The 18,948-nt window shown below is 48.0% G+C and carries 14 protein-coding genes; all 14 read right to left on the bottom strand.

Annotation, left to right across the window (positions count from 1 at the left end; all coding sequences use genetic code 11):
- Positions 1–2: 2 nt before the first annotated feature.
- Positions 3–2,219: an FAD-dependent oxidoreductase gene (locus EJQ19_RS00995; RefSeq protein ID WP_126139349.1), complete on the bottom strand. Its 2,217-nt coding sequence runs from the start codon at positions 2,217–2,219 to the stop codon at positions 3–5.
- Positions 2,220–2,319: 100 nt separating this feature from the next.
- Positions 2,320–3,945 carry a response regulator gene (locus EJQ19_RS01000; protein WP_338143314.1) on the bottom strand — a complete coding sequence of 542 codons (1,626 nt, stop codon included), beginning with the start codon at positions 3,943–3,945 and terminating at the stop codon, positions 2,320–2,322.
- The gene (locus EJQ19_RS01005) at positions 3,942–5,681 is read right to left on the bottom strand and encodes a sensor histidine kinase (protein ID WP_126139351.1); all 1,740 of its coding nucleotides are present in this window, start codon (positions 5,679–5,681) and stop codon (positions 3,942–3,944) included. The genes EJQ19_RS01000 and EJQ19_RS01005 overlap by 4 nt, the downstream gene beginning before the upstream one ends.
- 90 nt (positions 5,682–5,771) lie before the next feature.
- Complete coding sequence (locus EJQ19_RS01010; RefSeq protein WP_126139352.1) at positions 5,772–7,358, bottom strand: extracellular solute-binding protein; 1,587 nt, start codon at positions 7,356–7,358, stop codon at positions 5,772–5,774.
- A 69-nt stretch (positions 7,359–7,427) separates the two neighbouring features.
- Positions 7,428–8,297 (bottom strand): carbohydrate ABC transporter permease, encoded by an 870-nt coding sequence (locus EJQ19_RS01015; protein ID WP_126139353.1) that lies wholly within the window; start codon positions 8,295–8,297, stop codon positions 7,428–7,430.
- A 12-nt stretch (positions 8,298–8,309) separates the two neighbouring features.
- A complete protein-coding gene (locus tag EJQ19_RS01020) occupies positions 8,310–9,257 on the bottom strand; it encodes an ABC transporter permease (protein WP_126139354.1) in 948 nt (315 codons plus the stop codon).
- A 154-nt stretch (positions 9,258–9,411) separates the two neighbouring features.
- Positions 9,412–10,926: an extracellular solute-binding protein gene (locus EJQ19_RS01025; protein WP_126139355.1), complete on the bottom strand. Its 1,515-nt coding sequence runs from the start codon at positions 10,924–10,926 to the stop codon at positions 9,412–9,414.
- A 55-nt stretch (positions 10,927–10,981) separates the two neighbouring features.
- A complete protein-coding gene (locus EJQ19_RS01030; RefSeq protein ID WP_126139356.1) occupies positions 10,982–11,848 on the bottom strand; it encodes a carbohydrate ABC transporter permease in 867 nt (288 codons plus the stop codon).
- Between the two features lie 19 nt (positions 11,849–11,867).
- On the bottom strand, positions 11,868–12,761 hold the full coding sequence (locus EJQ19_RS01035; RefSeq protein WP_241242671.1) for an ABC transporter permease: 894 nt from the start codon (positions 12,759–12,761) through the stop codon (positions 11,868–11,870).
- Positions 12,762–12,982: 221 nt separating this feature from the next.
- Positions 12,983–14,584, bottom strand: coding sequence for a response regulator (locus EJQ19_RS01040; protein ID WP_126139357.1), 1,602 nt, complete (start codon positions 14,582–14,584; stop codon positions 12,983–12,985).
- A complete protein-coding gene (locus EJQ19_RS01045; protein WP_241242672.1) occupies positions 14,565–16,307 on the bottom strand; it encodes a sensor histidine kinase in 1,743 nt (580 codons plus the stop codon). Before EJQ19_RS01045 ends, EJQ19_RS01040 begins: the two co-directional genes overlap by 20 nt.
- A 5-nt stretch (positions 16,308–16,312) precedes the next feature.
- Entirely contained in the window at positions 16,313–17,185 is an 873-nt protein-coding gene (locus EJQ19_RS01050; RefSeq protein WP_126139359.1) for an AraC family transcriptional regulator, read from the bottom strand.
- A 120-nt stretch (positions 17,186–17,305) separates the two neighbouring features.
- Positions 17,306–17,686 (bottom strand): Rieske (2Fe-2S) protein, encoded by a 381-nt coding sequence (locus tag EJQ19_RS01055; RefSeq protein ID WP_126139360.1) that lies wholly within the window; start codon positions 17,684–17,686, stop codon positions 17,306–17,308.
- Positions 17,683–18,813 (bottom strand): amidohydrolase family protein, encoded by a 1,131-nt coding sequence (locus EJQ19_RS01060; protein ID WP_126139361.1) that lies wholly within the window; start codon positions 18,811–18,813, stop codon positions 17,683–17,685. The genes EJQ19_RS01055 and EJQ19_RS01060 overlap by 4 nt, the downstream gene beginning before the upstream one ends.
- Positions 18,814–18,948 lie beyond the last annotated feature (135 nt).

Here is an 18,948-nt window from a genome sequence, read left to right on the forward strand (position 1 = left end):
CCTCACTGATTATTTTTTGGCGCATACAATTTCACAGCAAACACTTCATGATACGGCGCACCGTAGGTTGCGCAGAAATGAAACCGGATTCGGGTTACACCTCTCGCATCCGCCTTGTGTTTATTCAACGTGAGATAATTTCCACGGATATTGAATTCCCTCTCGGTTCCATCTTCAAAGGTTAAGGTCACATCATAATCTTGGATGAGGGAGTCAATCGGATCGTCGAAATGCTCCAGATCCAGCTGTGAATTGAAAACAAGATGGATTTCGTCTACATTTTTGGGGCTTGCAAAACAGAATTCCAACCATTCCTGCCCCTCCGTACGCTCCGAAATCCAGCCGTTCGGCAGACCATACGGTCGGGAGTAACCGTTGACGACATTCTCGGGATTATACATATGCTGGGCTGGCTGTAGGTCCCTAAAGCAAATGCTCTTGTTGAATTTCTTCAGCCTGGACGGCTCCTCCGGCCTATAATGGAAGCTGACCGCTCCTGTAAGCTTCTCTTCATTGCCGTATACGGCAAGACTCGCCGTTCCTTCCAGTACGATGTAAATTTTATCGTCTGCTGGCTTCTCTAGGCCCAAATCCAGCGTAATCCAGTCGTCATAACCGACGGCAATGGCCAAGCTGTAGTCTTTCAACTGGCTGGCGGGAATATAGTTTTCCTTCCGTTCCCCGCCAAACAGCTTCACATGCAGCGTTTCGGAATGCCTGGAACTATTTTTTATTTTAATCCGCACGCTTTCCGCCACGGAGGTCTCGATCGGCAAGACCAAACATAACCCTTCCTCCAAGGGAATCGCTTCAGTTGGATGAGGATTGTCATAGCTGCGCTGGGATGAGGCACGAATCTGTAATCCGTCGGCGAAGTAAGGATCTAGTTCTTCTTGAAGGCCTACAATTGTTTGTCCGTCTCGAAGCAGCAGCGCCTGCAGCTCGCCCATATGAGCTTCGACGATGGTTGCCGGGTCGACTTCATATTTCGAGCATAACGAAGCAGCCGTTCCAACCGCCTGCCCCATACAACCGCAGGTTGCCATCACCCTGGTGGATCCGAAAGCGACATGAGTAGCGCTTATATTGCGGCCAGCGAACATGAGGTTCGGAATATTCCGGGAAAATAAACTGCGGAACGGAATATTGTACAAGCCAGGTACGAAATTCCACGCTGTAGCCGGACCCTCATCATAGATGCCCTTAGCCGCATGTAAATCCATATACCATCCCCCGACAGCTACGGCATCTTCGAAATGCGGCTTTGTGGTGAGGTCGTTCTGAGACAACATGTGATTCCCCACAAACCGTCTCGACTCGCGTTTCCCCGGAATCGGGCATACATAATCCAGAATAAGATTGTCCACATCGTCAAATTCGCCGCTGTTTTTAATATAATCCCAAATCCCGTACACCAATTTCCGCAGCTCCAAGGCGATGTCTTCATTCTTTGTGATGACATCCAGATGCCCGCCGTATTCCAGCCACCACAATCCGCCGAGTCCGTTGATTTTTCTAGGAAAAGACCGGTGGTTCAAGCCTTTTCTGATACTATCAAAAAAAGGCAGCTTCGTAATATCATACGCAAAGGCAGGCCTCTTGTACGGAACGTGATACTCGACATCACGGGCTTGGAAAAGAATCGTGTCGCCCATGGTGTAGTGGTCCGCCACTTCTGGGGCCAAATCTTCCCCGTATTCATGCTTCGCTTCTCTCCCCCATCGGTAGAGCGCACCTGCCTGATACCCGACGACCCCGTCTCCGGAACAATCGATGTAGGTTCGGCTTTCAAAGCGGAATTTCCTTTCGGAAGCCAATTGAAGGCCCTCCACCCATTGGATTCTGCCGTTCTCCATGCCCGTTGCATGCACGCATGTATTTAGAAATAGGGATATGTTGGGCTCCGCATAGACCATATCCAACAAGACTGTATCCGACAGCGAAAGCATAAGTTTTTTGTTATATAACGGATTATAGTGGAAAATCTTCAACTTGAGCTCTTCCACCAATCCCCCCTCACGCGCATAATAGGAGGGACTTTTTCCGAGATAAGCCGACCCGTTGATATGCACTCTCACCTCGCTGCTGGCATTTCCCCCTAGAACCGGCCGATCATTAATGAGTGACACTTGCAGCCCTTGACGAGCAGCCGCAATGGCCGCACATAGCCCAGCAATACCTCCGCCTACGACGGTTACATCCGCTTTAATAAGCTCCATTTGGTTAACCTCCATGATAAGATACATCTATCATGGTAGTTCTTTTAATCCCCGTTTTTTTACAGGATTTCGCGAAAAACTCATACATTTTTTTGCAACCTTATTTGGATTCATACCGTGTCATTTTAATCCGATATTGCTTAGGTGTATCGCCCGTATATTCTTTAAATAGTTTGCAAAAATACCCTTCATTGACGATGCCTACTTCCTCGCACAATTCCAATAACGAATAATCCCGGACATTTAGCAGTTCGAGGGCCAGTTGAATTTTTTTACGATTGATGTAGCTGATCACGCCTTCGTTCATCGTTTTTTTAAACAGGCTGCTAAAATACGATGGCGCTAAGTTCACATCCTCGGCAATCGCCTCCAAGGTTAAACGCTGTGTCAGATTGTTCTCTATAAACCGTAAGGCTCTCATGATTTCTGCACGGTGCAACAGTTGGCCGGCGTGTACATATTCAAAGGTAAAGTCGCCAATATAGGCGAGCTGCTCCCGAAATGCCATAAACGCCATAGGAAACTCTGCTACATCCAGGGTTAAGGTGTTCCCCGCTTTAAACTTCGCGGCAATATCTCTATACAAGTCCCGAAGCATAGGGGCCATGATGGACTTATGGATTTTATGATCCGTAACAAATTGGTTCAAATCAGCAAGTTCTTTCTCCAACTCTTCCTTAGAGGCCTTCCTTTGCACCCATGCAAGAAAATCGGCGAGCTTCTGCTGAAAGTCCGCTCTTCTGTCGTTACGGTAATGGAACCGATGCGCGGGTGTTTTGACGACTTTCTCTGCATGATAATAGAAATCGTCACTCACATGATGGGCTTCCTGGTAAGCTTGTTGAATGGATTCCCAGCCCCGATGCGAACCGCCAAAAGCTACAGATACACTTTGATTCAAATACTGATGCAAATGGGCGACGAGCTGACTTCCCAAGGCCTGACAAGCATATTCCGTATCCATCTCACTGCGATTGTTCTCCCAGGAAAGAAAGCCAATAAACCGATTATCCGCCAGCTCGGTGGCTGTCCCCCTGCCATAATACATCACCGTTTCTTCGATGACATTCGTAATCGCATATTTCAAGATGTTTTGGTCCGCCGCTGAGTATTCATTTCGGAAGCTTTCATACAGATTCATTTCAACAATAAAGCAGCAATAGTTGGCTTGAAAGAACTGGAACTGCATGCTCCCCGCAAAATGCGATATCCGATGCGAAGGTATTTCGCCTCTAATCAACTCGTTAAAAAATTGCTTGCGGACTCTATATTTATTTTCAAGAACCGATACGTTCAGGGATTGAAATTCTTCTTCTTTTTTCTTAACCTCGTCCAAAATGCCGGCTGCCTTACCCAAAGCCCGATCCAAATCTGCTTCATTTAACGGAACCTTAACAATGTACTCCAATACGTTCGCCTGAATAGCCCGCTGTGCGTATTCAAAGGACGAATAGGCGGTCAGCAGAATGTACTGGGTATGCGGCAGCTCCGGTTTTAACTGCTCAATCATGGCGATCCCATCCATTCGCGGCATCACAATATCGGAGATCACGATATCCGGCTTTAGCTTTAAGATCTCCTCGATCCCCTTCAGCCCATTATTCGCTTTTCCCACCAGGCGGAATCGCCTTTCCCTATGGGAGAGCTCGCTAAAAAATAGTTCCAATCGTTGTATGATTAGATCTTCATCGTCAACGATGAAGCAGGTATAGTCTCTCACCATCATGCATCTCCTTTAAACGTACCTACGGGGAATACAGCACGGACACAAGTTATTTCTTTCGGTATGCTTATGATTTGGAGCCCGAACTGCTCCCCGTAATGAAGTCTTATTCGACCATGAATATTGTTTAACCCGATTCTTTTTCTTTTAACTTCCAGATCACGCGGTTCTGCCGTTAAAATATGCTGGATTTGATCCGCTGGAATTCCCTCGCCTTGATCAATGACCTCGATCATGACGACGCTGCCCTTCCTGTACGCATGAATCGTAATCGAACCTTCGATTCCCCCTCCGTTATAGCCATGGAAGATACTATTCTCCACCATGGGCTGCAGCAGCATTCGAAAAACGGGAAAATCCATTAACCCCTCTTCGATATGCGCAATCAGGTCGAAGTGCCTGTTATATCGGATGTTCTGGATTGCGATATAATCCGATACGTTTTGTAACTCCTGACGTAGGGAAACCTTCACCGAAGCGTCGGCGATCCCGTACTCCAATAATGAAATGAGAGACCCAATCACCACATCGACTTTCTCTATTTGTCCGAGGCGGATGACATTGCTGATAGATCCAAGCGTGTTATATAGAAAATGAGGATTTATTTGTGATTGCAGCACCTGGATTTCCAGCTTCCGCTCCAGTTCATTATGCAGCTCTCCCCGCCGAATCAGTTCCACAATCTGCTGCAGCATCCGGTCGAACGCCCGGGAAAGGTCACCGAATTCGTCATTTCGCTTCATGGTAACTGCCGTTGTCAGATCGCCTTGCTCTACCCGCTTCATTTTTGTTTTGAGGGCATAGAGCGGATTCCTAATATATTTGGCAATAAAAAAGGAAATGAATAGACTTAAGAGCAGACCTGCAATAAGCAGCCCGATATAAAAAGTTTCCAATCTGGATAATGCTGCCGCCATGCGCGATTCATCGTTTATTGAAATGATGAACCAATTGAATTTCTCCGTCGGTTTCTTCAGAATGGAGACCGGTAAACCGTCTTTTGTATGCAATTGAAGGCTTGTTCCCGTAGCATCGAGAATTTGTTCCGCCGACGTTTCCCCGATGGAAAACGTATGCGCTTGAATATTCAGCGGCCCTCTATTTTCCGAGAATCCGGCAATGATTTTACCCGATGCGGTGATCAGGGCCAGGTTCATTTGTTCTTTTTTATTAATCTTGAACAAGGCTTCTTCAATGGCATTTAGATCCAAGTCTACCGCAATGGCCATTGGAAACGGAGCGCCGTTCAGATATCGCACCATCGTAACGGTCCAGCCGGAATACTTGGATTTATAAGGATCACTGACAAATGTTGTCCGTCTGTTCGTATCGACCGCATCAAACAAAGACTTTCTGTCCGATAAAGGCTCATCGAAAATTCGTGTCGGCGTACTTCCGCCTAAAATGGATAAATCACTTTTGATCAAGTAAATGTCGCTGACATAACTACTGTTGAGTTCATAAAGCTCTCTTAATTGCTTTTTGATCACTTCTGTATTGTCAATGTTTGCTTTCACCGATGTTTCGACCGAGAACAAGATGGTCTGAAAGGAGGAAAAGTTAACCGTCAAATACTGGTCAACTTTGTCTACGATTTGGTTTGTGTAGTAAATATCGTTCGTTCTTATTTCCTTTTGGACATAGCGATAGGACAATTGACTTATCAAGATGATGCAGCTTAATACAAACGCAAACACAATTAAAAATAGTTTTAAAGGCAAGCTGATTCTTCTTCGCATCGGTCATCGTCCTTTTTAAAGCAGTAATGAACTAAGCATAGCATAGGACAACAAAGAGAGGGGCCATATATCGCCACTCTCTTCGTTTATTTACTTGATTAAACCGGCTTCTTTAAATTGTTTAACGGCTGTATCTTTATATTTCTGCATGTCGAACTTGGTATCCAAGGTTTTGAGGAAATTATCCCAGTTCGTAAGAGGATCTTTGCCTGTCATAAATTTGACTAAGCTTTCATTAATGAAACGTGTGCGATCCGCTGCCAAGGTGTCGCTCGGGTCTGCCGTCAGTATATTTCCTGGCAACGTCGGCCCCACATATTTCTGATTGTTCGTGAAGGCTTCGGCCGTCTTCGGATTCTGGAAGGAGAAGTACTCGGCATCGTCGCCACGGCGCGGCATTCGATAATGATCCACCCATAGGTACTTTTCTTTCATTTCTTTGGATAATTCAGACGTTTTATTTTTGATCTTGCCGTCTACGATATCCCAATGAATCCCTTTAATTCCGTATGCAAAGTTCGGATAGGCTTCCTTATCTGTAAAGAGATATTCCAGCATAGACAAGATCCGAATGATTTTATCCTTGTCGGCCTTCTTGGAAATGGCCCATGAATTGCCTTGGAACGATTTTCTCTCCACGATTTGATCGCCGTAAGGCCCTTTCATTGGAGGAATGACGATCCATTCCGGTATCTCCCCGCCGATTTCTTTCATCTTCTGTTGGTAATCCGGTTCCAGCCTGCGGGCATCTCTGATCATGAAGCCAACTTTACCTTTAAATAACTTTTGATCCAACAAATCTGGCGTATTCATCGTCACCCAGTCCGGGTCCACAACTTTGGCCTCCATCATTTTATTGATGTAAGCGAGCGCCTCTTTCATTTTGGGATCAATAAATAGGAATACCGGTTTATTGTCCTTCACATCAATGGCTGAAGGAGGATTGACGCCAAACATCCACATCAAGCTATCGAAGCCGTACGTTTGCAGATTGCCTTCTTTATTCATACCGCCGATGAATCCGTACGTATCGTTTTTGCCGTTTCCGTCCGGGTCTTTCTCCGTAAAGGCTTTCATTACTTCGAACAGCTCGTCAGGGGTCGTCGGCACTTTCATATTGAGCTTTTTCAACCAATCGTTGCGGATGAAGTAGCTTCGGCTGATACCGTTTACATTATCATAACCCGGAACGCCAATGGTTTTTCCTTGATAGGATGTCGCATCCCAGGAGTCTTGAGCAAAACGCTTCTTCAATTGGGGAAATTGATCCAGGTATGGCGTCAAATCCGCAAGAACGCCTTGGTCATAATATTGCGCGAGATCGGCCCGGCTTTTCAAGAAGATCAAATCCGGAATATCTCCGCCTGCAATGAGTGTGTTCAGCTTGGTTGTTGCTTGCCCAGCTTGGGGAATCATCATGTCCAAGTCAATGTTCATCGCCGACTCCAACATTTGGCGTTGAATATCTTCTTCACGCGGAGGTATCGGAGCGGCGGCATTGAACGTACCTTGGTTAAACATCGAAATTTTCATTTTGTTTGCAAATTTGTTTGCCCCTGCTTGAGGGCTGCTCGAAGCTGTCGGCTTTACTTCCGCTTGATTCCCACATCCTGACAATAGCGTTCCCAGCCCTACAATTGCAGTCAGAACCGTAAATGAAATCTTTTTACGTTGCATATTGACCTCTCCTTTTACTTGTATCTATATTATCACGGTGTCCCGTAACAACCTAGGCAGGCATTGCTTCTAGCCTTTAATCGATCCCATGAGCACACCCTTCGTAAAATGCTTTTGCATAAACGGATACACAATCAGAATTGGAATCGTCGTCACGACGACAGCGGCCATTTGCACAGCAAACTTACTAACCGCCTCGGAATTGGCCATCGAATCAGCGCTTTGGGCTGCGATGTTCAGCAGAATGTTGCGCAAGACAACTTGAAGCGGCATTAATTTCGCATCATTCAAGTACACAATCGCATCGAAATAACTGTTCCAATGCCCCACGGCGTAAAATAAGGAGATGGTGGCAAGCGCCGGCAGAGACAGGGGTAAAATGATTCGCCATAGCGACTGAAGTTCACTTGCGCCGTCAACCCTTGCCGATTCCTCGATTTCAGCAGGCAACTGCTCAAAGAAGCCTTTTATGATGACCAGATTAAAGGCACTAATGAGATGCGGAATAATCAATACCCATGGACTGTCCAGCAAGCCCAGTGAGCGGATCAACAAGTACGTCGGAATCAATCCGCCGCCGAACATCATGGTAAACACAATGAATAGCAGGAAGGTGCTGCGCCCCGGCAAATACTTTTTGGATAACGGATACGCCGCTATGATCGTAAAAAACACATTGAGCGCAGTACCAACAATCGTTCGAAACAACGTAATTTTATACGCCTGCCCGATCCCATGAGAGATGAATACCTCTTTATAGGCTGCAAAGGTAACCGATTCCGGGATAATCACAATTCCTTTTCTTAGCACTTCCGATTCTGGCGTCACGGAAACAGCGACGACATATAAAAAGGGAAGCAAGCACACCAGGGATAGCACAATAAGAATCATATAAACAGCTGCTTGCCATACTTTTTCCCCGACTGTCATGTTGATCATATGAAAATCACCTCACCAAATTTGCCCATCGAATTTCTTGGCGAGCTTGTTTGCAGCCAAAACTAAAGCAAATCCGATGATAGCTTTAAACAGTCCCACAGCCGTCGCCAAGCCAATCTTAAGTCGCTCTAAGCCTTCGCGGTAGACCCACGTGTCGATAATGTCGATCTTCTCCTGGTTAAAGCTGTTGGCGAACATGAATATCTGGTCAAAACCGGCATCCAGAATATGGCTTAACTTGAGGATCAGCATCAGAATAATCACGCCCCGAATGCCGGGCAATGTGACATGCCAGAGCTGTCTCCACTTGGAAGCGCCATCCATTCGGGCCGCTTCATACAGACTCGGATCGATCCCCGCTAATGCGGCGAGGTATAAGATCGCTCCCCATCCTATATCCTTCCATATCTCAGATAAGATGATCAGCAACCGCCCCCAGGCAGGTTCCGTCAGAAAAGAGATAGGCGCAACGCCATTGTCCTTCAACACCATGTTAAAAAGGCCATCCCCGGGTGCTAATAATGCCACCATCAGTCCGTAAACAATGACCCATGACAGAAAATGAGGCAAGTACGTGATCGTTTGTACGACTTTTTTAAACCACTGGGTATACACTTCATTGAGCAGCAAAGCAAGTAGGATGGGAGCAGAGAAACCGAACAATAGCTTATACAGCGATATGATGATCGTATTTCTCATAATGTCCCAGAAGTAGACACCGTTTATAAAATCTTTAAAGTTCTTCAACCCCACCCAGGGGCTGGCCCATAGTCCCAAAGCCAGATTATAGTTCTTAAAGGCAATAAGGATTCCTGCCATAGGAATGTATTTGAATACCGCAAAGTACACTAAGGCCGGGAACAAAAGGGCATACATCACTCTATACTTGTGAATCGTACTTATCCATGAATTCCGCTTTTTGGGGAGGGGAATGGTGTCCGCTGCCAATTTCGCTTGCATATCATCACCTCGTCTTTGTTTATATGTGTATCATAGCACCCGCCTATTGGATAAATTTCTGTGATTTCAAGAATTTCTTATAAGATATTAAGTAAGTACCGTTGAATAAAAGAAAGGAGCATCTGCCGCGGCAGCGCTCCTTCTAGTCTCATCCCTATTTTTTTGTATACCACTCGTTCACTGCATCGATCGCCGTCTTGCCGCCCTTCGCGTCAAATTCCTGTACAAATTTGTCGAATTCTGACAGATCGCGTTTCCCCATAATGAATTTCATGGAATTTTCTTCCGCATAATTGCGCAGCTCTGTGAATTTCGAGTCATACGCCTCAATGGACGGGGCAAAATTCGTTTCTTCACGCGGTTTGTTATATTTCAGTTGAGGCTCATAATACGGCAGCAAGTTTTTCGCTTTCAGTCGCGCCGCAATGCCAAAATCCGTATCGCCTAAACCGTACATGGAGCGCCAGCTAATTTTATCGCTTTGCTCTTTGGTTTGCGTGTATTCGCCGTTTGCTTCTGTGTAATCCTCGCCTTTAACCCCGTAGTTAATGAGAACATCCGCGTCCTTACTGTACAGGTAATTCAAGTATTGCGCTGCACCCAATTTGTTCTTCGCTTGTTTGGGGATGACTACAAATTGCGTCGACACCGATGTGTCCTGAATACCGGATTTTCCATCTTTCCCTACAGGCGGCGCAATAAACTGTACATTGCCGCCTGTTTTCTTATCCTGCAGCGCCTTATCGACATCAATGCCGGAGGAGAAATATAGCGTATTAAACACGGCAGTTCCGTTGATGAGCTTTTCTTTGCTATCTTTGTTAACGGCAAATTCCGGATCCAGCAGGCCTTCGTCGTACCATTTTTTCAGCGTTGTCAAGAATTCCTTATATTCCGGCTGAACCCAAGAGAATTTCAGCTTCCCGTCTTTCACCACCGTCGGTGTCGCTACGCCATATGCAGCGGCGAATGGAAAGAAGCCGTCAAAGAAGGAGCCCGCACTTGATGTTGCCATCGTCAAAGGCGTAATGCTTTTCTTTTCTTTAATTGTCTTCATGGTCGAGGTGAACTCATCAATCGTTGTAGGCGCATTCAAATTCAACTCTTTGAGAATGTCCGCTCGCTCGATGAGGCCGTTGCCTACTTTTAAGGCATTGCGATACGGAATCGCATACACTTTCCCGTCGTAACGCAGGGCATCCAGCGCTTCTTTACTAGCCATAGTGGACAAATTCGGGATTTGCTTCGCAATGAGATCATCCAGAGGCTCAAGCGCACCTTGTTTGGCTAGTTTGAAATAATCCGACTTGCCGGCGACCATGATGATGTCCGGCACGTCGCCGGAAGCAAAGATAATGGATGTCTTTTGTGAAGGATTTTCATTCGGCAGTGACTCATACTGAATGTTGAAGCCTGAACCTTCTCGCAGCTTATTAATAATTTTGTTGTTATTCATGGTGTCCGAACCTTTAAATTGCTCCATAACGCCGTGGTAGAGCCGAGTGATTCTCAAGTCTTTCAGCGCTTTCGCTTCTCCTCCACTTGCACTCGTTGCCGCCGCCTTCTCGGTTCCAGCTGGACCCGCATCCTTGCTTGTGCTGCACCCCGACATGAAAAGAATACACATGATGACGCCGATACTTATTGCTGTCTTTTTTCTAAAAACCATGAATTGCGCCTCCCCGTCTACTATATGATATATGAAAGTTCGGACAAGTGGCCATTTACCCCTTAACCGCACCTAACATAACGCCCTTAACGAAATATTTCTGAATGAACGGATACACACACAGGATGGGGAACACCACGCAGACGATCGCCGCTGCGGTTGTCGATTCCGGTGTCAGATCGTTCAAGGCTCCGCCTACCGCCATATCCCCCGGCTTGGAATTCGTCACCAGCTGCATGAGAAATACTTGCAGAGGCATCAGTGCTCGATTGGTAATGTACATCATCGCTTGAAAGAAGCTGTTCCAATATCCAACGGCATAGAACATCGCGATCGTTGCAATGCTCGGCAAGGACAGCGGCAAGTAGATCCAGGTCAAAATGCGAAGATTGGATGCCCCATCAATAACGGCCGATTCTTCCAACGCCTCCGGCAAGCTAAAGAAAAAGTTGCGAATTAGGATGAGATTAAACGGTGCCAAGGCCATCGGCAGCATGATCGACCACAACGTATTAAGCAATCCTAATTGCTTCACAACGAGGTACGTTGGAATCAAACCGCCGCTGAAAAACATGGTGATGACGAAGAACAGCATCAGTCCTCTTTTGAGAGGAAAGTGTTTACGCGACAGCGGAAAAGCCGCCAGTATCGTTACTGCCATGGAGATAACCGTTCCGATGACGGTAATGAGAACGGAATTATAAAAAGAGATGTAGAACTGCTTGTACGAGAGCACATACTGGTAGGAATCGATCGTAGCCCCTTTCGGCCACAGCCAAATATCCTTGGCTAGGATGTACGCCTCTCCGCTCAACGACTTTGCGATGATATGAATGAACGGCAGGATCGTCGACAAGGAGAGCAGCGACAACAGCAGCACATTCACATAACTAAACAGGGCTTCTCCCCGTGATGGTTTCACATCCACCTCTCCTTCCTTGCTAAAAAATTCCTTCTTCTCCCATCTTCCGGGCAAATGTATTCGCGAGCACAAGCAGCACGCAGCCAATGGCCGATTTGAACAAACCTGCTGCAGTTGTTAGGCCAAATTGCATGGAGCCTAGTCCCACTCGAAAGACGTACGTATCGATAATGTCAGCCACATCATAGACGGTCGGATTATACATAACGAGCACCTGTTCAAATCCTGCATCCAAGATGTACCCAATCCTCAGCAAAAGAATGATAATAATCGTCGACCTTAGACCTGGCAGTGCAATATGCCATATTTGCCGCAGGCGATTCGCTCCATCCACGGTAGCTGCCTGGTACAGCTCCTCGTTAATTCCGAGCAAGGCGGCAAGGTAAATAATCGCTCCCCAGCCCGCTTCCTTCCACACATCGGAAAGTACGAGAATCCAGCGGAATATCCGTTCATCCGACATAAAGAAGATCGGTTGAAAGCCCAGCATTTCAATGATGCGATTGACGATCCCGCTGCTCGGTGACAGCAGGTCGATGGCAAGCCCTCCGATAATGACCCATGAAATAAAATGGGGCAAATACGTAAGCGTTTGCACGGTCCGCTTAAACTTGAGAAATTTAAGCTCATTGAGCAGCAAAGCCAACACAATCGGAATCGGAAAGCCGACGAGCAGCTTCATCAGGGAGATCATCAGTGTATTTCGGACGACTCTGGGAAATTCATCGAACATAAACAGCTCACGAAAATATTGCAGTCCCACCCAATCGCTTTGCCATACGCCTTTCATCAGATTGTAGTCTTTGAAGGCAATGAGGACGCCGTACATCGGCATGTATTTAAAGAGGATGACGAGGATGACGGCAGGCAATATCATGAGATACAAATCCCAATATCTTAGGAATTTTATCAATCTGGAACTCCTCATAGCTGCTTCCGTCTGTCTGCTTACTACCCAAGAATTTGTCTTCATGCTTGTGTCTCCTTACCCTTCGTGCTTTTCTTCTTGTCTTAACTATAGCGCTGCAAATACGGAAAATGTAGACTAATCCTTCTACTTTAATGACAACAAATTCTACGTTTTCAGGGTAAAAAAAGACACCAACGGTTTGTGTTGGATGTCTCTTTCCTGACCTATGGCTTATAAATCTCACTGGGCTTAATCCCCCAATACTTCTGAAAACTCCGTGAGAAATAATTCCCGTTCTTATACCCGACACGTTCGGCCACTTCGTACACTTTGCTCCCCGCAGCCAGCAGCTCCTTCGCCTTTTCCATCCGCAGCCGCAGCACGTTGTCCGAGAACGAACTGCCCGTCACTTCCTTAAAAACGCGGCTGGCATAGGCGTAATTCATATACAACTTCTCCGCGACAAAATACAGGCTCAGCTCCTCCTCATATAAATGGCGGTCTACGAAAGCCAAAATTTCGCTCACCGTGACATGCGTCCCCGATCTCCGGCGCTCGCTAATTGAGCGGGAAATCCGCGCCATCATGCGGTGCAGCCACTCCACGAGCTGTTCCTTCGCCAGCAGTTGATTAAAATTCATAAAATCGTTATAATCCTCGACCAGCGTCTCGCGCAAACTCCACCCATGGGAATGGACAATGCGGGTGAGCAGCGCCGTGATACGAAGAATCATCTCCTTCGCATCCGCAATCGGATGGTCTGGAGAAAAACCGATGGCCATCACATGGCGAATCAGCTCCGACCGCTTGCTCTCATTGCCGGTTTCCACGGCGATTTCAATCTCTTTCTCCAAATCCGTTATATTCAGCCATGGCGTCTTTGAAGGCACGTCATTTCGGTAGGGAATGACGGTTTCATTGCCCAACACGATGCGTTCTTGCAATGCCATGCGGCTCATCTTGTATGCAATCGGCAGCAGGGTCGGATCCTCCACGCAGGTGCCGATGCCGGCGCTAGCCGTCAGCTTTAAACACGTTTTCACCGTACTGAGCAGTCTCCCCAGCAGCTGGTTAACTTTTCGTTGAAACGCTGTCACTTCCGCACCGGTAGGCGCGAAAAAAATAACAGCCGTTAATCCGTCATCATCCTGCAGCACGATACCATCCGAATCCTCCATGACATCACGCGTAATATTATAGAGTGAATACTGAATCAACGGCCGCTCACCTGCCTGGAAACGGTCTTCCGCTTCAGCAATCGGATCCATATCGAGCGTAACCGGTAAATAGATATTGCCCGCCAGGGACACCCCGATTTCCTGACTCCGTTTCTCGAGTTCCCACGAAGACAAGCGTCCATTCAGCCAGTTTTTATAAAATAATTGCTTCAGATGCGGCAGATGCTCGATCCATCTTTGTTGAAGCATTGCTAGATGATGAATTTCCCCCAGTTCCTGCTCACGAAGCTGCTTGGCCTTCAGCACCGCCTCCAGCACAACTTCATTCTCTGCCGGCTTTACCAGGTATTTCAATACGCCATAATCAATGCTGTCACGCGCATATTCGAAGTGATCAAAGCCCGTTAAGATGATAATTTTCACATGCGGATACTCCTGCTTCAGCACCTTGGCCAGCTCGAGACCGCTCATATCGGGCATATGAATATCAGTAATGACGAGGTCGATACAATCCTTCTCCACAGCAGCGACAGCTTCCCTGCCATTTCCCACAGCGCCGGCCATTTCAATCTCATAGTCCGCCCAGGTAATCCCATAGGCAATCCGCTCCCTGACTTGAAACTCATCTTCAACGACGAGCAGCTTCATACTCCTCTTCCTCCCTGTGTATAGGAATGATTAAGGTGACCTTCGTGCCAAGTCCCTCTTCGCTTTCAATGAGCACGTCCGCTTCTTCTCCGTAATACAGCTTCATTCTTGACTTCACATTTTTCATCCCAAAAAATTGACTCGCCGGGCTCTCCTGCGGCACTCGGTACAGCTTGCTTGTCAGCAGGCTAAGCTCCTCCTGAACTTGCTTCAATCGGGCAGCCGGCATGCCCAGGCCTGTATCCTCGACCTCGATGTATAGCAGATGCTGATGTACCTTCGAGCGAATGTGCAGTTCCCCTTCAAACGGGCATTTCTCGATGCCGTGAATTACCGCGTTTTCGACAATGGGCTGCAGCAGCAATTTGAGCACAGGGATACTCTCCGATCCTTTTTCCAAATCGACCTCGACCGTAAAATGGGCCGTTCGCATCTGCTGCACGCGGATGTAATACAGGAGATGCTGAACCGTTTCCTCGACGGTAAACGTAATCTTCCCTTTGCCTAGGCTGACTCTGAAAAATTTGGCCAAGTTCAAAACCATCTCACTGATTTCTTTCATGTTGCATTTGACGGCAACCGAGTAGATCGAGTCGAGCGTGTTATACAGAAAATGCGGATTGATCTGCGATTGCAGCAAACTGAACTCCGACTTCGCTAGCCGCAGCTCTTTCTCGTAATCCTCCTCAATCATCCTTCGCTGCGACTCTGCCATGTGATTGAAACCGTTCATGACAAATCCGAATTCATCCCTGCGCCCATGCCGAATTTGATAATTCAGCTCACCGCTGCCAACATATTTAAAAGCGCTCGATAATTGGCGCAGAGGCTTAATAATCTGAATATACATCAGCCAGGCTGTCCATACGGCAAGAAGAACGCTCAGAAGAATCGTGAGGTAGGTAAACAGTTGAAGCCGCTCCGATTGCTTGAAAATTTCATCCTTCGGCTGCTCGAGTTGAATGGCCCACGCTCCGCTGGACTCTTTCATGGAGAACATGTCGGACGCATAAGTCATCTTAGCAGCGGGGTTCGTCTCCAAAATCAAATGATGATTATAAAATAAGGAGATGTTCATCCGTTCCGTCGTTTGGAGATGTTGAATCATGTTCTGCAAGGCCAGTTTATTGACGCCAAAAATCAACACGTTCGGCTCTGGCGAATCCCTTAACGCGTCAAGCAGCCGAATATAGTAGATGTTAGCGTCTTTTAAATAGAGGTTCTGCCCTCCGCCGGGGCTCGAAGTCGGCATATAAATGACCAATGCGCCAATGCTTTTCACCACCTGCTGGAACCAGGCTTCCTCTTTGACTTTCGGCCATCGCATCGCGCCCAGTTCCGTCGAAACGCCGTTGCCGCTTGCGCCATGAACAATATACGCTTCTTGGATGGCGCCATTGATATTGGTCAGCGAGCTCAACTGCTGCTGTACCGTGTGAATATCGTACAGATGATTCGGGGCCAGCGGGTCCTCAATATCTCTAAAAATATTGACGATATTCGGGTTGGAGCTGATGAGCAGCGTCTGCTGGTCCATGTTGCTCGCAATTTGCTCCATATAGGCCAGGGACGTGAGCAGCGCGCCTTTTGTTCGGTCGCTAATCTGGACATTCATAATGCCCTGCGAGTAATGATTTGCAAACATGCTCACGCCAACAAGCGGAATCAGAATAAGCAAAAAAGTGAAGGTAAGCTTCAGTTGTAAGGACATTGAACCCAGCATGCTTCTCACGTCGATGACTTCCTCTCTATTCCGGCATCTTTGCAGGTTTCCCTCCAAGTACCCGGCGGAATGCCGTAATACTTGCTGAACGCGTGAGTAAAGGCGTAAGGATCCGAATAGCCTAACAGCAACGAAACCTCACTGATCATAAAATGGGAGAGCAGCAGTTCAGCCGCTTTTTCCATCCGCAGCCTCTGCAAATAGTGGACAGGCGATATGCCCATCTGCTCGGAAAAGACTTTCGAGAAATACGCGCGATGCACCGCCACATAATCGGCCACATCCTGTACGGTGATCCCCTCCATATAGTACGTGTCCATGAAGGCCACGCTCTTGGGAATCCAGTTTTCCTTGCCGATCATCCGCTTCTTGGTATCATCGGCTGACAGCATAAGACCAAACATCCGATATATCATCGAGATCAGCTCGTTATGGCGCTTGAGGTCGTAGGGCTGCGGAAGGAACAATTGACGAAGCGTAGATTCCAGTTCCTTCGACAAAACACCGCGCAGGTAGGGAGACTGCTTGTTGAAACCAACTGCATCGAATAAATCTGGCGCCTGTGCGCCGTCAAAGGACACCCAGGTCATCTGTAACGCCGTCTCGCTTGGAGCCAGCCGGTATCGGAAAGTGAGGCCCGGGAACATGGCAAATACATCCCCTTTGGCAAGCACAATCTGTTCATTGCCAAACGTAAACTCGACTTTGCCCTCCGTAATAAAATGCATGTTGTAATATTCCAACACCATCGGCCCCGCTTGATAGTTGGGTTTGGCGATATTGCGGCCAAGACGAAGCGGCCAGATACCGCCTTTTCGCGCGAACGCATCCGGGACAAATAGTTGTGATTCCAAATATTCCTTGGCTGTCTCCTGCATACCCACTCACCATCCTATCCGTACTCTCCTCCATTGTAGCAAACGAAAGAGAAGCTGGAATACAAAAACCTCTCTGCGCAGGAGCCTCAGCTTGCCCCTAAGAGAAAGGTTTTTGTGCTTTTACATATGAAGGACAATATGATCTTGCTCGACAGAGACGCCAAACTTCTCGACAGTCACATCGTACGTCTTCGTGCGCATCACCGCATCCGTAATCATGCAGCCTGTGGCAATGTCAAACTCCCATTGATGCCAGGGACAGCGCACAATTTCGCCCTCTCTTTCAAAGTGATAATCGCCGGGACCCTTGGATGACACGTACGGGGTTACCAACCCTTTGCACAGCTCCGCTCCTTGATGGGGGCAGATGTTGCGCAGGGCATGAAACTTGCCGCCGATGTTGTAGATGCCCACGCTGCGTCCTTCCACGACAACGATTTTATGGGAGCCAGGCGGGATTTCTCCCACTGTCCCTACCGTATGCATCGACCCTGGTTTCATTGGGATGCCTCCGCTTTACGCCCAGGCAGACCATATAGCTTGGCGGCATTCTGGTAGTAGATGTTATCCCACAGCTCAAGCTCCAGCTTAGGCAGCGCTTGGCTTGGTGAGTCATAATCCCAATGCGGATAATCGCTGCAGAACATCAGCGTTTCTTTGGCATAAATGCTCTCCAGCATATGGTCCAGGACCTCGCGATTCGGCGTCTCCTCAAAAGGCTGCGTCGTCACGCGAACGTGCTCACGGAAGTATTCGCTTGGCTTCTTGCGAACCCACGGGGTTTGCACACGCAGGCCTTTCCATTCCTGGTCAAGCTTCCATAAGAATGGAGCCAGCCACAAGACGCCCGCTTCTTGTAATACGACCTTCAGCGTCGGAAAGCGCTCGAACACGCCATCGAAGATGAAGCTTGCAAGATGTGCGGCCATGACCGCAGGACGCGCGCACCGCTGCTCGATATAATGCGTCACATAGCCGGCTCCTGTGTGCGGGCTATTGATGCCTTCCCCCTCCAGTCCGACGTGGATGGTGAAGGGCAGGTTATGGCGGACGCACGCTTCATAAATCGGATCATAGTGTCTATTTCCGTAAGGCTTCGTCGCCCCGCTCGAAACCACCACCTGCACCATTTCGGATCTTCCGCCGATGCGATCGATTTCTTGTGCGGCAAGCGTCGGTTCCTGCTTCGCAATGAACACCGAGCCCCGCAAGCGGCTGTCCTGGGCGAGCCAGTGGTCCATGGTGTACTCATTAATGGCCCGACAGAACGCTGCGGCATACTCATAGTTCGGCGTTGCATGAATGGCATAGCCTTCCCCAGTCAAAATCCCATACTCGACGTTATAGCGGTCGAGATGCTGCCTTTGCATCAAGGCCAGATCGCTGCCGGCTGAACCGCCGCCCTCCGGATAGCTATCGGCCATTCGGCCGCCCACGCCGCCATTAAAATGCATGCCCCCCGGCAGCGCCGGGCCGTACTGCTCGATCAGTTCGCGGTAAGCCCGTGGCAAATACGGCTTGATCGCCTCTAGGCCCGTCGCTTGATGAATGTCGCAATCAATGATCGATCGTTTGAGCTTCGGACGTTGATCCCCCGGTAACTTTGTGTCGGTATTGGTTGTCTGCATCGTTTATGCCCCTCCAAAAGTTCACATTCGTGATCAGGATGACGGGCTCGCAGCAGCCCGTCACCCTGTCATCTTGACTCTCATGTTACGCTGCAGGTGGCCAAACAACAATGCTGTCCTGTCTTGTGTATTTTG

Origin of the sequence: Paenibacillus whitsoniae, assembly GCF_003955665.1 — a bacterium.
In the GTDB taxonomy this organism is placed as follows: domain Bacteria; phylum Bacillota; class Bacilli; order Paenibacillales; family NBRC-103111; genus Paenibacillus_E; species Paenibacillus_E whitsoniae.

Excerpts from the sequence above, each read along its gene's own strand:
- EJQ19_RS00995 (WP_126139349.1), bottom strand. The coding sequence starts at position 2,219 with ATGGAGCTTATTAAAGCGGATGTAACCGTCGTAGGCGGAGGTATTGCT.
- EJQ19_RS01000 (WP_338143314.1), bottom strand. The coding sequence starts at position 3,945 with ATGATGGTGAGAGACTATACCTGCTTCATCGTTGACGATGAAGATCTA.
- EJQ19_RS01005 (WP_126139351.1), bottom strand. The coding sequence starts at position 5,681 with ATGCGAAGAAGAATCAGCTTGCCTTTAAAACTATTTTTAATTGTGTTT.
- EJQ19_RS01010 (WP_126139352.1), bottom strand. The coding sequence starts at position 7,358 with ATGCAACGTAAAAAGATTTCATTTACGGTTCTGACTGCAATTGTAGGG.
- EJQ19_RS01015 (WP_126139353.1), bottom strand. The coding sequence starts at position 8,297 with ATGATCAACATGACAGTCGGGGAAAAAGTATGGCAAGCAGCTGTTTAT.
- EJQ19_RS01020 (WP_126139354.1), bottom strand. The coding sequence starts at position 9,257 with ATGCAAGCGAAATTGGCAGCGGACACCATTCCCCTCCCCAAAAAGCGG.
- EJQ19_RS01025 (WP_126139355.1), bottom strand. The coding sequence starts at position 10,926 with ATGGTTTTTAGAAAAAAGACAGCAATAAGTATCGGCGTCATCATGTGT.
- EJQ19_RS01040 (WP_126139357.1), bottom strand. The coding sequence starts at position 14,584 with ATGAAGCTGCTCGTCGTTGAAGATGAGTTTCAAGTCAGGGAGCGGATT.
- EJQ19_RS01045 (WP_241242672.1), bottom strand. The coding sequence starts at position 16,307 with ATGCTGGGTTCAATGTCCTTACAACTGAAGCTTACCTTCACTTTTTTG.
- EJQ19_RS01050 (WP_126139359.1), bottom strand. The coding sequence starts at position 17,185 with ATGCAGGAGACAGCCAAGGAATATTTGGAATCACAACTATTTGTCCCG.
- EJQ19_RS01055 (WP_126139360.1), bottom strand. The coding sequence starts at position 17,686 with ATGAAACCAGGGTCGATGCATACGGTAGGGACAGTGGGAGAAATCCCG.
- EJQ19_RS01060 (WP_126139361.1), bottom strand. The coding sequence starts at position 18,813 with ATGCAGACAACCAATACCGACACAAAGTTACCGGGGGATCAACGTCCG.